Genomic DNA, 13,403 nt, shown 5'->3' with positions numbered 1-13,403 from the left:
AGAGGGGCCTGGACTGAATGGAGATTACACCGTGCCGGCGAGCTTGAAGATAGGCAGGTAAAGCGAGATCACCATGCCGCCCACGAGCACGCCCAGGATCACCATGATCATCGGCTCGAGCAGGGTGGACAGCGTGTCCACCTGGTTGCTCACCTCTTCCTCATAGAACTCGGCCACTTTGAAGAGCATGTTGTCCAGCGCGCCGGACTCTTCACCGATGGCCGTCATCTGCACGACCATGTTCGGGAACAGACCGGTCTGGCGCATGGCCAGCTGCAGCTGGTGGCCGACGGCTACGTCGTCGCGCATCTGACGAATCGCGTCGCCGTAAACAATGCTGCCGGTCGCGCCAGCCACCGCCTCCATGGCTTCGACCAGCGGCACACCCGCGCGGAAGGTCACGCCCAGGGTGCGGGCAAAGCGGGCGATGGCCGACTGGCGCAGGATGTTGCCCATGACCGGCAACTTCAGCATCACGCGATCCATGAAGTGCGCGAACTTCTGGGAGCGTTTCTTGGCCATCACCACGGCCACAATGCTGCCTACGATCAGGCCAATCACGATGTACCAGTTGTGCTGCATGAACTGCGAAGCGCTGATCACGAACTGCGTCGGGGCGGGAAGCTCGGCGCCCGCATCGCGGAAGGTGGTTTCGAACACCGGCACCACGAACAACAGCAGGATCATGCTGACCAGCAAGGCGACGGCCAGCACCATCACGGGATAGAACAAGGCCTTCTTGATCTTGCTCTTGATGGCCTCCATGCGCTCTTTGTAGGTCGCCACCGTGTCAAGCACCGTGTCGAGCACACCGGCGGATTCGCCCGCATGGACCAGGTTGCGGTAAAGCTCGTCGAACTGCACGGGATACTTGCCGAGCGCCTCATGCAGGGCGGCACCGCCCTCGATGGTTTGCTTGACGTCCACCAGCATGTTCTTGAAGCGAACGTTCTTCTGGCCGTCGGCGATGATCTCGAAGGCCTGCACCATGGGCACGCCCGAGGCCATCATGGTCGCGATCTGGCGGCTGAAGATCGCCACGTCGCGCGCGGAGACCGAACTGCCGCTGGCGCCAAACAAGGGTTTGGCACGCTCGCGGACCGTCTGGGGGTTCATGCCCTGGCGACGGAGCTCGGCCTTGACCAGCGAAGCGTTCTTCGCCGGCATTTCGCCCTTCATGCGCTTGCCGCGTTTGTCCAGGGCGACCCAGTCGTACATGGTCAACTGGCTGACGGTGGCACGAGCGGCCCCGCGCTGGCGCGCGTCCTGTTTGAGTGCCGAAACAGTGGCCATACGGAATTCCCCCTTCCCCGGCGGCCAGGTCGCAAAGTGCGCCGGCCCGCTCATTTGGTGCAGCTTACGTCAAAAACCTGACCTATTCCGTGCCCGGGAACGCAACTCGGCTGCCTGCTGCGTCCCGTTCCGGCGGGTCGGTGGCTCTTAGTCCTTGGTGACGCGGTCGATCTCGGCAAGGCTGGTCACGCCGTTCTTGACCTTCAGCAGCGCTGATGCGCGAAGGTCGTTGACGCCAGCCTTCTTCGCCACCTCGGCGATTTGCAGCGCGTTGCCGCCCTGCAGCACGATCTTCTGGATGTCTTCGAGCATGGGCATCACCTGGTAGATGCCCACGCGGCCCTTGTAGCCCTCGTTGCAGCTATCGCAGCCCACGGCCTCGTAAACCGTCAGGCCCGCGTCGATTTCTTCTTGCGTGAAGCCCGCCTGGAGCAGCGTCTGCGCCGGCAGGTCCATGGGCTTCTTGCACTCGTGCAATCGGCGCGCCAGGCGCTGGGCAATGACCAGCGTCACTGACGAGGTGATGTTGTACGGCGCGATGCCCATGTTCATCAGACGAGAGATCGTCTGTGGCGCGTCGTTGGTATGCAGGGTGGACAGCACCATGTGGCCGGTCTGCGCCGCCTTGATGGCGATTTCGGCGGTTTCGAGGTCGCGGATTTCGCCGACCATGATCACGTCCGGATCCTGACGCAGGAAGGAGCGAAGGGCTGCCGCGAAGGTCATGCCGCGCTTGGTGTTCTGCTGGACCTGGTTGATGCCTTCCACGCGGATTTCGACCGGGTCTTCGACCGTCGAAATGTTGCGTTCGTTGGTATTGAGGATGTTCAGCGCCGTGTACAGCGACACTGTCTTACCGGAGCCGGTGGGGCCGGTCACCAGCACCATGCCGTAGGGCTTGTGGATGGCATCCAGGTACAGGTTCTTCTGGACTTCCTCGTAACCGAGCTTGTCGATGCCCAGCTTGGCCGACGAGCCGTCCAGGATACGCAGCACGATCTTTTCGCCGAACAGCGTCGGGAGCGTGCTGACGCGGAAGTCGACGGCGCGGCTCTTGGACAGGTTGAGCTTGATACGGCCGTCCTGCGGCACGCGGCGTTCGGCGATATCCAGGCCGGACATCACCTTAAGGCGCGATGAGATGCGCGAAGCCAGCTTCATCGGCGGGCTGGCCACCGCACGCAGCATGCCGTCCATGCGAAGGCGCACGCGGTACTGCGTTTCGAAGGGTTCGAAATGGATGTCCGAGGCGCCGCGCTTGATCGCGTCGACCAGGATCTTGTTGACGAACTTCACCACCGGTGCGTCGTCATTGGCGGTGGCATCGATGCCGGTGGTCTCGCCGCCGTCATCGTCGCCGGCTTCCAGAGCCAGGTCGTCAAGATCGCCGCCGCCGAGATCGGGCATGCTGTTGCTCATCGAGCTCAACGCCGATTCGATGATGCGATACAGCTGGGCCCGCTCCACCAGGATCGGTTCCACCATGCAATTGGAGTGGAACTTGATCTCGTCCAGCGCATGCGACTGCATGGGGTCGGCAATACCGACGAACAGACGCTTACCACGACGGAACAGGGGCAGGGCATGGTGCTTGTTGATCAGCGCTTCACTGATCAGGTTCAGCGGCATCATGGCCGGCTGAATGGCGGACACATCCATAGCCGGCATGCCGAACTCGGCCGACGCCACCTGGGTGAGCTTCGCGCTCTCGACCAGGTTGTTGTCCAGCAGCCAGGCCATGAGCGAGGTCTTGTTCTGCGTGGAATCGGTGACGGCCTTGCGGACGTCCGCCTCGGGCAGAACCCCGTCCGATACCAGTCGTCGGGCCATGCCCGACAGGCCAGCCAGCGACGGTTGCATTTGCGTTGACATAAAAAAGCTCGCCCAGCCCCCTGATTGGAAGGGAATTTACCCCAGATGCGATGACAGGTCACCCGGCGGATGGGGGAGTAGCGGGTGATTTTCTGCACAGTTTGGGGGTAGGGCCGGCGGCAGCGCCGTTCTGATGGCGGCGCTGGCGGACTTGGAGCGGCCATGACGGGCCGGAAGTGGATAAATCCCCCGGAATCCGCCGACTTCGCCACAGCCCAGTCGCTTCGGGCCGCGTTATGATCGCCGCTCACTCTCGGGGGAGTTATTTTGAGCCGTCTCAGCATTGTCCTGCCTGCCAAGAACGAGGCAGCCGCCCTGAAAGACCTGTTGCCGCGCCTGCGCGCCGCCCAGCCCGAGGCTGAAATCATCGTGGTGGACGACGGATCCACCGACGATACCCGCGACGTTTGCAGCGGTGCGGGCGTCCTGTGCCTGTCGTCCCCGTATTCCATGGGCAATGGCGCGGCCATCAAGCGCGGGGCGCGTGCGGCCTCCGGGGAAGTGATTGTCTTCATGGACGGCGACGGCCAGCATGATCCGGCGGATATCGCCCGGCTGCTGGGCAAGCTGGACGAAGGCTTCGACATGGTCGTCGGCGCCCGCGACTGGGGCAGCCAGGCCGGCGTCGGTCGCGGCGTGGCCAATACCATCTACAACTGGCTGGCGACGCGCATGACTGGCCACCAGGTGGCGGATCTGACGTCCGGATTCCGTGCGGTACGGGCCGGACGATTTCGAGAGTTCCTGCACCTGCTGCCGAACGGCTTCAGCTATCCCACGACCAGTACGATGGCCTTTTTCCGCAGCGCCTATCCGGTGGCTTATCTCCCCATCAAGGCGGCGCAGCGTATCGGCAAGAGCCATATCAAGCCGATTCGTGACGGCATCCGCTTCTTGCTCATCATCTTCAAGATCGCGACGCTCTACTCGCCGTTGAAGCTGTTCGCACCGGCAAGCGCCATCTTCTTCTTGCTGGGCCTGGCCAATTACGCCTGGACCTACTTCCATTACGGTCGACTGACCAACATGAGTACGCTCATGTGGAGCGCGGCGGTCATCGTGTTCCTGATCGGCCTGATTTCCGAGCAGATCACCGCCCTGACTTATCGTCGCGATGAGTGAAGCCGCCAAGCCGGCCTTGCTCGTGCTCGCGTCGACCTATCCGCGCTGGAAGGACGACCCGGAACCGGCTTTCGTGCATGAATTGTGTCGCCGGCTGACGCGATGGTTCGACGTGACCGCCGTGGTCCCCGACGCGCCGGGCGCGGATCCGCATGGCGACCTCGATGGCGTGCATGTGGTGCGCTTTCGCTATGCGCCCCGCGCGTGGCAAACACTGGTCAACGATGGCGGCATCGTCGCAAACCTGCGGCGCTCGCGATGGAAAATTCTGCTGCTCGCGACGTTCATCATGGGGCAGTGGTGGGCGGCACGCCGGATCATGCGCCAGTCCAAAATCCGGCTGGTGCATGCGCACTGGTTGCTGCCACAGGGCTTGATTGCTGCGTACGGGGGCAGGCTTCCTTTCGTCGTCACCTCGCATGGCGGGGATTTGTTCGGGCTCAAGGGGCGCATCGCCACGGTGCTGAAACGTAAAGTGGCGGCGCGGGCATCCGCTATGACGGTGGTCAGTTCGGTCATGGCCGAGGAAGCCGCACGCGTGGGACTGAAGCCGCCGTCGATCGATGTCATCCCCATGGGGGCCGATCTCGCTGAGCGCTTTCGTGAGCAGCCAGACGTGGTTCGGGCGACTGACGAACTTCTTTTCGTGGGGCGGCTCGTCAGCAAGAAAGGCGTCATTCACCTGATCGATGCCATGCCGGCCATCCTCGCCAGGCGCCCCGGCGTCCATCTGAAAATCGTCGGCTTTGGGCCTGAAGAAGCCACCTTGCGGCAGCGCGTGCAAGCGCTTGGCCTTGGCGACCGCGTGGTTTTCGTGGGCGCCATCGCGCAGAAGGAACTTCCCGCCTACTACGCACGAGCGAGTGTCTTCGTTGCGCCGTTTGTGCGCGATGCCTCCGGTGATCAGGAGGGGCTGCCTGTCGCCCTCATGGAAGCGGCGGGGTGCGGTTGCCCGGTTGTTGTCGGCGATGTGCCCGGCGTGAGGGATCTGCTGGGCGATCTTGCTGATCGCTGCAGTGTCGACGGACGGAACCCCGCAGCGATTGCACAGGGCGTGCTGGGTGTTTTGGCAGCACCGGCGGAGGCTGCGGCATCAGCAGCCCTGATCAGGCGCACGGCGACTTCGCTGGTGGACTGGGACACGATTGCCGCGCGCTATGCGCGATGCTTGCTTGGCGCTGTTGACTCTTCACGGTAGGCGACGAGGACTCATGGGAAAGAAGCAACCGAAGCTCGTCCTGCGCGAAAGTGCCGTGGCCGATGCCACGCGCGAATGGGCGCCAGGCGCTTTCCTCGAAATGGGAGCGGGTACCGGCCACATGTCGCAGCTCTTCCTCGATCGCGGCTTTACCGGCATTGCCTACGATCTGGGTGAGGACAGTCGCGAGATGATTCGCGCGAACTTTGCCCCTTATGGTGATCGCGCCCGAGTGATCGACAGTCAAGCGCTGATCCATCAGGCGATCAGCTTCCGAAGCTCCGGCTCGATGGCTGCGATCTGCTGCGACCATTGAAGCACGTCGATGGCCGGCAGCTCGCGATGATCAAGCTGGTGGGCAACGACCGTGGCCAGGCTTTGCGCATCTCCGCCCTTGAACCGCATCGACGGGTAGGCCGCAAACAGCGCTGCCATGGCGCCCACGTCGGCGACAGCGAGAGGTAGCTTGCACCCGAGCATCTCATAGGCTTTCTGCGGGAAGCAGTACTTGCCGAAGGGCGTGTCGAGGACGCTCATGATGCCGACGTCGAGCGCACGAAAGACATCCGCGACGCGCGTGTGCGGAAGCGCGCCGAGGTAGTGCACGCGATCACCTTGCGGCAAGGCCAGGGAAGGATCCGTCGGGCCTGCAAGCACGAGATGCACATCGGTGCGGCGCGCGGCGAGCAGCTTCCACGCTGCGTACAGCACTTCGATACCTTTGTCCTTGTAGAGGCCGCCCGCCGTTCCGACGAGCGATACATCTTTGGGCAGGCCAAGGCTATCGCGTGCCGTCGCCTGGTCGCCGGCACAGAAGACGTCCAGGTCGACCGAGCTTGGCATGGCGATGACTTTGCCCTTGGCGTGGTACTCAAGCGTTACCAGCTGGGCGAGCAAATCGCTGGTCGTCAACACCAGTTGCGCATGGCGCACGGCATGGCGCAACGCGGAAACAAAGCCCGGAATACGGCCCTGGCCAAAACCTTCAAAATTGTCGTAAAGGTCGGCGACATAGGGGCGCCCCAGCTTTCGCGCGAGCCAGCCTCCCAGCACGACCTGCGGAATGTCTGAAGCGCCGATCACGATATCCGGCTGAAATGCTCGTAGCTCCCGCAGCATGCGCGACGGATAACCCAGCGCTCCCGGCACATGCCATTTTCCAAGCGATGCGGATTGCCAGTGCAGGGAGCCCGGCGCGGCCTCATGTTCCCAGCTGCCTTCGTCGTGCCCCTGGTAACTTAGACAGTAGCCACGCACCTGATGCCCGAGGCGTGCCAACTGGAACGGGATCTCGTACAACCTGGCATAGCGATCCAGGATGACGTCCTTGCCCATGTATTTCCGTTTGCAGAGAAACGCAACGCGCATCGGTCAGCCGCCAAGGATGGTGCGGGCAGCGGCAAGTGCAGCGCCCACCACCTGGTCCATGTTGTAGTAGCGGTACTGGGCCAGTCGACCGACAAAGGTAACGTCAGTCCGTTCCCTGGTCAGCGCTTCATAGCGCTTGAACAGCGCCTCGTTCTCCGTGCTGGGCACCGGGTAATAGGGGTCGCCCGCTGCCTCGGGGTACTCGCGCACGATGGACGTGCCCGCATGGACCTGACCCGTGAGGTGCTTGAACTCGGTGATGCGGGTAAAGGCGTGATCATTCGGGTAGTTGATCGTGCCCGTTTCCTGGTACTGATCCACATCCGGCAAATGGTCATGCTCGAAGCGGAGTGAGCGGTAGGGCAAGTGACCGAACCGATAGTCGAAGAACGCGTCGATCGGGCCCGTATACACCGTGTGCGCCGGCTGCATGCTCTGGCGCACTTCGAAGTAATCGATACCCAGTTCCACGGTGATATTCGGGTGGTCAAGGAGGTTTTGGAACATGGCTGTATAGCCATCTGCGGGCATGGCCTGGAACGTGTCCGTGAAGTAGCGGTCGTCGGAGTTGGTGCGAACCGGAATGCGCGCCGCGACACCTGCCTTCAGCTCGGAGGGATCCATGCCCCACTGCTTGCGCGTGTAGTTCAGGAAGAACTTTTCGTAAAGGTCGCGCCCCACGGAATTGAGCACCACATCTTCACTCGTACGGACTTCCTCGACAGGAATGCGCACCTGCTCGTAATAGGCCTCCGCCCCAGCCTCATCGAGGTCGAGGCCATAAAGCTGATTCAGCGTGTCCCTGTTGATGGGGAACGGATAGCGCACGCCATCCACGACGCCACGCACGCGATGCTCGTAAGGGCGCCATGCAGTGAATCGGGACAAGTACTCGAAGATCCGCTGGCCATTGGTGTGGAAGATATGCGGGCCGTAGCGGTGGATCAGAATGCCATGCGCGTCGGTTTCATCGTAGGCATTGCCGGCAATGTGCGGGCGCTTGTCGATGACATGAACCTTGCGGCCAGCCTCGGCCAGTTCGCGCGCGACGACGCTGCCGGCGAAGCCTGCGCCGACGATGAGGGTGGTGTCTTGACTGAGGAAAGGTGCCATCGGGTCAGCGCTATGGAGTGATACGCCAGGTGGAATGGCGAATGCCCTTCCTGCCCAGAAGTCCGTCAATCATGCCTGCAACCACGGCCCGAAGTTGGGCCCACTTTCTCGGTTCGCTCCAAAGCGCCGCCACCAGCCGGACGAAGGTGCCGGGAAGGGCTCGCGTGATCAGCCCGACGGGGTCATATTGCCGTGCATTCAACAGTCGGTTGCGGGTGTCGTAATAGCGTTTCCAGGGGGGGATGCTCAGGAACGCGACAGAGACGCCGAGAACATGAAGCTTGCGAACAACCGAGGCTGGATGCTCGATCCTGCTCCTTCCCGCGATATAGATGCGCGCACCCGCGCGGCGGGCACGAAGGCAGTACTCGATGTCGTCAGCAGCAATGAAGTAATCGCGATCTGGCAAGCCCAGGCGGCCGGCCAGCTCCCGATGAATGAGAAAGCCGAGGAACGGCAGCGAAAGCGTTTCGGCAAGGGCGGGGACGAGCCTGGCTTCCCGTACCTCGACGGGTTCCGGCGTCAGCAGGGTCGTGGTCCAGGCGGATCGATCACCCGCTACTGCCAGGGACCCATACAGGTGCTCCCGGCTTGGGGATACGGCGAGTAGCTCGGCGAGCGCATCGTCATGAGGCTCTGCGTCGTCGTCCATCATCCAGAGCCAATCCGCGCCGAGTTCCAGTCCCAGGCGCATCCCATCGGAGAATCCTCCTGCGCCTCCGCCATTGAAGGGGAGAGTCACTGCGGTCATGGCCACGGTCGCGCTACCCACGCGCTCAAGAAGCCACGCACCGGTCCCATCAGTCGAGGCGTTGTCCACCACGAGGATGTGATCAGGGGGGCGGGTCTGTCGTTCCAGAGCAACGAGACACCGCGCAAGCAAGTCGCGACGATTGAACGTCACAACAACAGCGACAATGTTGGATGAAGTGTCTTCGGGCATGGCAGCTGTTCAGATTTTTCGGCGGTAGTCGTCGCCCACCAGGCGACGGCGCAAGTCACGCCAGAATGTTACCGCCCTCCTGGCCGGAAGCAGCAGCCATTCGATGACAAGGGGAGGGATGTGGCGAACCACGGGGAGGTGAAAATGAGCCGCGGCGGGGCGGGAGCCAGGCTCGAGGCGCCTGGCCTCCCCGGCGACGCCTGCCCAGTGGAGCGGAGCGTAAGGAAAACCCCGGTGTACGAAATGCCAGATGGCTGATGCTATGGCTTCCTTGCGAGCGCCCTCCATGCGCCCCGTCGCCTCAAGCCGGTCGCTGAGTTCGATCAGCAAGTCCACCGTGCTTCGGTCGCGCGAGCGCATGGCCGACGTTGGCGAGACTCGTTCCTGGCTGTGTTGGAACCAGACACCCACGGGTTGATTCAAGTGAACCCATTTCCACTCCCGATGCATGGCCAGGGAAACCATCCATGCGTAGTCCTGGCCGCGGCGAACGGCAGGGTCCCACGTGACGTTGCCCAGGGCCGACCTCAGGAACAGGTTTCCCACGGGCAATTGAAATCCGGAATGTCTGACACTGGCGCAAACGAAGTCGGTGGAGCCGGCGGTAGCGGCGTGGCCCAAGGGTCTTTGCAACTCGTCGATCAAGGCAACGACACCGGACGACATGTCAGCTTGCGAATCCTCGAGTGCCTTCAGTTGCTCGGCGGCAGCGGGCAACAGGAAATCATCATCGTCCAGGAAGCGAACATACTTCCCTTGCGCCATGGTCAGCCCGTGGTTGCGCGCGGCATTGCCATTAGCCTCAGCCAACGGACTAAAGACAACCCTGATGTCCTCCTCGTAAGTGGCTGCGACACGAAGCCAATCCGAATCGGGGCCATTGGGAACCACAATGACTTCAGTCGCGTCACCGTACGTATCGATCGAACTTTGGATGGCGCGCGAAAGGAGTTCCGCGCGTCGGTGCGTAGGTATGACGACGCTAACCAGAGGAGGGTGCATTCGAGTGCCCGGTTAGGAGTGCTTGATGTGGAGCAACTCGAGCACGGTGCGTACCCAGGTGCGATTGATGAGGAAACTAAGTGCGAGGTAGCCCAGTCCGAAAACAATGCCGCCGACCGTTAACCGAAGCAGGGATTCATGGAGATGATCCAGCGCGAAGTACGCCAGGACGCCCGCCCCGAACGCGCCAAGCATGGGCGCCGAAATCGCCAGAAAATTGGCCATCAACGACAGGCCGCACGAGGGTTTTACAAGATAATGCCAGCTTGGCGCCAGCTGCAGTACCTGGATGATTAGCAGGGTCCACGCCAGACCCTGCAGGCCATAGTGACTGGCGGCCAGCCACAGCAATGGCGGAACAACGGCAAGCATCACCAAATTCCACCAAAGAGCGCGTCGCGCACGTCCGGTCGCGTACAAGAGGCTACCGGTGGGATTGATAATGGATCGTACTGCTCCCCAGGCAGCGAGTAGCTGGAGATACGGCACGGCGCCGGACCACTGGCTCCCGTAAAGGACAGAGATGATGTCCTGCGCAAAAAGTCCCAAGGCGACATAGGCCGGAAAATTGATCGACGCCGTCATGATCAGCGTCTGTCGGTAGACCTCCGCAAGCGCCTTCTTGTCGGATTGAAGTCGCGCCATGACGGGAAATCCAATTCGCGTAATGACTGGATTGACTACGAGCGACAGCTTCATGCTCAGGTCGCGCGGCAAGGAATACGTGCCCAGGGCCAATGGCGTCGCAACCAGTCCACCCACGAACAGGTCGGATTGGCGAAGCAAAGTGTTGGCGACGTTTTCTGCCGTCAGGTAGCCGCCGTAGCGAAGGAATGGGGTGACTTCTCTCAGATCCCACACTCGCCGTGGCACGTTGCCATGTGAAAGGCGGAGCCAGGCCAATAGTGAGCCCGCTGTTGCCGTAGCCAGAGCGCCAAGCACGAGTGAATAAACACCGCCGCCACCGACCGCAACAGCAATGGCGATCACCAGTCCAAAGGTGGTTGCAACAATTTCATTGAAAGCCAGTGTTTCAAAATTCAGTGACTTCTCGGCAAGCACATTGAGTTGTTGGCCCAATGACAGCACGAAGAACATCGGGCTGACGGCGAAGAGAAGCGGAGTTAACGCAGGCTGCCTGTAGATCAGCGCCATCACAGGGGCAAGCATCGCGAACGAGATACTCAGCAGCGCGCCAAGCGTCACGTTGAAACAAAAGAGACTTCCTTTAGCCCGCTCCGAGACGTGTTCAAAATGGATCAGTGCGCGGCTCACTCCGAAGTCTGAAAACAGGGTCGCGATCGCGAGCATTGCACCTACAAGCGCCATCAGACCGAAGTCGGAGGGGTGAAGCAGGCGCGCCAATGCGACTGTCTGTAAGAGCTGAAGGGCCGTACGGATGACGGCCGAGATTGCCGTCCAGCGACTGGCGGAGATCGCTGTCTTACGAAGGCTCATGGTTTGCGAGCCGTGGCAAAGTAGCCGGCGGTTTCACGATCATCGTGCGATATGGCATCAAGCAGCCTCCCTGCCATTTGGTTAAGCCACCAAAAAGGAACTAGAAGGCTGCGCGCAATGCGGCGGACGAGCAAAGGCCCTCGTACAAGGCGCAGCGTCTGATAATTCAGCTTAAGTAGCCACATGGACCAAAAGCCAGTCGTTGCCTGAACGCTAATGTCGACGAATCCCGCCTTGGAAAGCTGGTACTCAAGTCCATAGCGCGTGAAACGCTGGTAGTCCCAAGGCGCCTCGTGCACCCACCATTGGAAGGGTGCGGAGACTATGAATTGCCCACCACGTTTCAGGATTCGTTCTGCCTCCCGCATCATGACTTGAGGCTCTTTGAGGTGCTCAATGACTTCAAGCGACACGACGTTGTCGATGGATTCACTGGCTATCGGCAACGGGCGATTCAGATCGGCAAGAACATCGCCTCTGAACTCGTGAAGTGAGTTTGCCCAGTCGATGCCATAGTAATGGTCAGCAACCGACAGGAAATCCTCTCCAAATGGTTTGGGGCCGCATCCAAGATCTAGGACTACGCCGCGCACACTAGGAAGGGTTGCGGCGATCAAGTCATTGATCCGCTTCTTGATTAGCCAGTTGTGAGTCGTGCGTCGCTCTGGATACATGAATTCTATTTGTCACAAAGGTCAGCCATAGATCAAATGCTTCGGAGACATTCGAGGTTCGGAAGCGTCGAGGTCTAGAAGATCAAACTGATCAGGTCCCATAAGGAAAGTGTTGAAGTGAGCGCGCTATCTCCTATGCGCGGCATGGGTCAGGCTTGACTTAGGGTAGGGCGGCTCGTGATACAGGCATCAATCAAAGCTCTGGTGCGCCTGAGCTGGTTCTGCCGGCCAAAATGATCACTGACTATTTTTCGAACCGAATTCAAGTCGCATTGAGGTGGTGGCGAAGCGGGGTCAAAATCGGTGACAGACACAACGGGAAGGTCAAGGTTTCCCAGCGAACAAAAGAGTGGATTTTCTTCGCGAAGGACCACCGTAGTTCCTGCATAAAGCGCCATGAGAATATTCCCCAAGCCTTGTTGGCGGCGCTGATTCATGTACAGGAATCTGGCGTTAGACATAACGCTTTGATAGGTAGAAATGTCCATGAAACTCAAGAGTGGCTTGAAGCGACCGGCAAATCGGCGCTCCCCCTCCTGTACGACCAGATTTGCGTATTGAGCGGAACCATAGCTCAGGGGGCACACCACGACACCGTCGAACTGCAAGTCTGAAAGATGGGCGAACGCGTCGAAGTGATTTGACTCCGGCGTGGCACTGTTTCCAACAATAATTGCGTTGGTGCCTTGATTCGTTTGTCTGGTGGGAAACGAGGCAATGGTTTCGTGCACGCCGTAATTCCAGTCACGCAGCGAGAAGTGCAGGTCGCCTCTGTGCAGGATTGACGTGCCTTCCTCAGGCAAGACGGGTGCAAAGTGATGGATCTTGTTCAACATGGATACTTCAACCGATCGGCCAGGCCCCACTTGCGACAGCACTTTGTCCAGCTTGAGCCTGGACTTTAAAGATGACAGGCGCGCAAATGCCCTCTTGATCCTCGCGTTGAAGTGAACTCGATCCAGGTTGGTCGACTCAGGCGATTGCGTTGCATTGGCAACCGCGGCGGCCGTCAGGGGGAGGATGCGATCGCCGCGCTTGGAGATAAGTTCGTAGTAGTCGAATCCCCATCCGATCCAGCAAAAGTTGACGGATTCCGGTGCCTTCGCAACCACTGCCCTCGCATGGTCGGTGAGTGCATGAATGAACACGACGTCAAACGTCGCCAGACTGGAGAGAAAGTTCGAGCCGAGCATCGTGGAAATTGATACGCGCTCGGGCTCAAATCCCCGTATGTACTTCAAGGTTGTGGGTGGGTCGAGAAGAAAGTAGCGGCTATCCCCTGGCGCAACCGCTTCAAAGGAGTCGTGTGCTGAGTCTATGAACTTCTCGTCAATGAACAGGTGAGCGAGCGTTGCCATGC

At 60.6% G+C, this 13,403-nt stretch carries 12 protein-coding genes; 3 read left to right on the top strand and 9 right to left on the bottom strand.

The window, feature by feature from the left end; all coding sequences use genetic code 11:
* Window positions 1–24: 24 nt before the first annotated feature.
* Together EYV96_RS08265 and pilB are read right to left on the bottom strand one after the other, a co-directional pair.
* Window positions 25–1,293 (bottom strand): type II secretion system F family protein, encoded by a 1,269-nt coding sequence (locus EYV96_RS08265; RefSeq protein ID WP_131150951.1) that lies wholly within the window; start codon window positions 1,291–1,293, stop codon window positions 25–27.
* A gap of 147 nt (window positions 1,294–1,440) precedes the next feature.
* A complete protein-coding gene (pilB, locus tag EYV96_RS08260) occupies window positions 1,441–3,165 on the bottom strand; it encodes a type IV-A pilus assembly ATPase PilB (RefSeq protein WP_131150950.1) in 1,725 nt (574 codons plus the stop codon).
* 267 nt (window positions 3,166–3,432) lie between these two features.
* Here pilB and EYV96_RS08255 point away from each other — a divergent pair, with 267 nt between their 5' ends.
* From EYV96_RS08255 to EYV96_RS08245, 3 genes are read left to right on the top strand one after another with little or no spacing between them, the layout of a single operon-like run.
* Complete coding sequence (locus EYV96_RS08255) at window positions 3,433–4,287, top strand: glycosyltransferase family 2 protein (RefSeq protein ID WP_131150949.1); 855 nt, start codon at window positions 3,433–3,435, stop codon at window positions 4,285–4,287.
* The gene (locus EYV96_RS08250) at window positions 4,280–5,485 is read left to right on the top strand and encodes a glycosyltransferase (RefSeq protein ID WP_131150948.1); all 1,206 of its coding nucleotides are present in this window, start codon (window positions 4,280–4,282) and stop codon (window positions 5,483–5,485) included. The genes EYV96_RS08255 and EYV96_RS08250 overlap by 8 nt, the downstream gene beginning before the upstream one ends.
* Before the next feature lie 13 nt (window positions 5,486–5,498).
* Complete coding sequence (locus EYV96_RS08245) at window positions 5,499–5,801, top strand: class I SAM-dependent methyltransferase (protein WP_131150947.1); 303 nt, start codon at window positions 5,499–5,501, stop codon at window positions 5,799–5,801.
* On the opposite strand, the gene EYV96_RS08240 is transcribed toward EYV96_RS08245, so the two are convergent.
* From EYV96_RS08240 to EYV96_RS08210, 7 genes are all read right to left on the bottom strand, one after another.
* Window positions 5,744–6,820 carry a glycosyltransferase family 4 protein gene (locus EYV96_RS08240; protein WP_240732375.1) on the bottom strand — a complete coding sequence of 359 codons (1,077 nt, stop codon included), beginning with the start codon at window positions 6,818–6,820 and terminating at the stop codon, window positions 5,744–5,746. The genes EYV96_RS08245 and EYV96_RS08240 overlap by 58 nt on opposite strands.
* 36 nt (window positions 6,821–6,856) lie before the next feature.
* Complete coding sequence (gene glf, locus EYV96_RS08235) at window positions 6,857–7,966, bottom strand: UDP-galactopyranose mutase (RefSeq protein WP_131150945.1); 1,110 nt, start codon at window positions 7,964–7,966, stop codon at window positions 6,857–6,859.
* A gap of 10 nt (window positions 7,967–7,976) precedes the next feature.
* On the bottom strand, window positions 7,977–8,909 hold the full coding sequence (locus tag EYV96_RS08230) for a glycosyltransferase family 2 protein (protein ID WP_131150944.1): 933 nt from the start codon (window positions 8,907–8,909) through the stop codon (window positions 7,977–7,979).
* A 9-nt stretch (window positions 8,910–8,918) separates the two neighbouring features.
* Window positions 8,919–9,911 (bottom strand): glycosyltransferase family 2 protein, encoded by a 993-nt coding sequence (locus EYV96_RS08225; RefSeq protein WP_131150943.1) that lies wholly within the window; start codon window positions 9,909–9,911, stop codon window positions 8,919–8,921.
* A 12-nt stretch (window positions 9,912–9,923) separates the two neighbouring features.
* Window positions 9,924–11,369, bottom strand: coding sequence for an MOP flippase family protein (locus tag EYV96_RS08220; protein ID WP_131150942.1), 1,446 nt, complete (start codon window positions 11,367–11,369; stop codon window positions 9,924–9,926).
* Window positions 11,366–12,043, bottom strand: coding sequence for a class I SAM-dependent methyltransferase (locus EYV96_RS08215; RefSeq protein WP_131150941.1), 678 nt, complete (start codon window positions 12,041–12,043; stop codon window positions 11,366–11,368). Before EYV96_RS08215 ends, EYV96_RS08220 begins: the two co-directional genes overlap by 4 nt.
* 149 nt (window positions 12,044–12,192) lie before the next feature.
* A complete protein-coding gene (locus EYV96_RS08210) occupies window positions 12,193–13,401 on the bottom strand; it encodes a TDP-N-acetylfucosamine:lipid II N-acetylfucosaminyltransferase family protein (RefSeq protein ID WP_131150940.1) in 1,209 nt (402 codons plus the stop codon).
* Window positions 13,402–13,403 lie beyond the last annotated feature (2 nt).

Source organism: Dyella terrae (assembly GCF_004322705.1).
GTDB classification, from domain to species: Bacteria; Pseudomonadota; Gammaproteobacteria; order Xanthomonadales; family Rhodanobacteraceae; genus Dyella_D; species Dyella_D terrae.
This window is presented reverse-complemented; position numbering and strand designations above follow the sequence as displayed.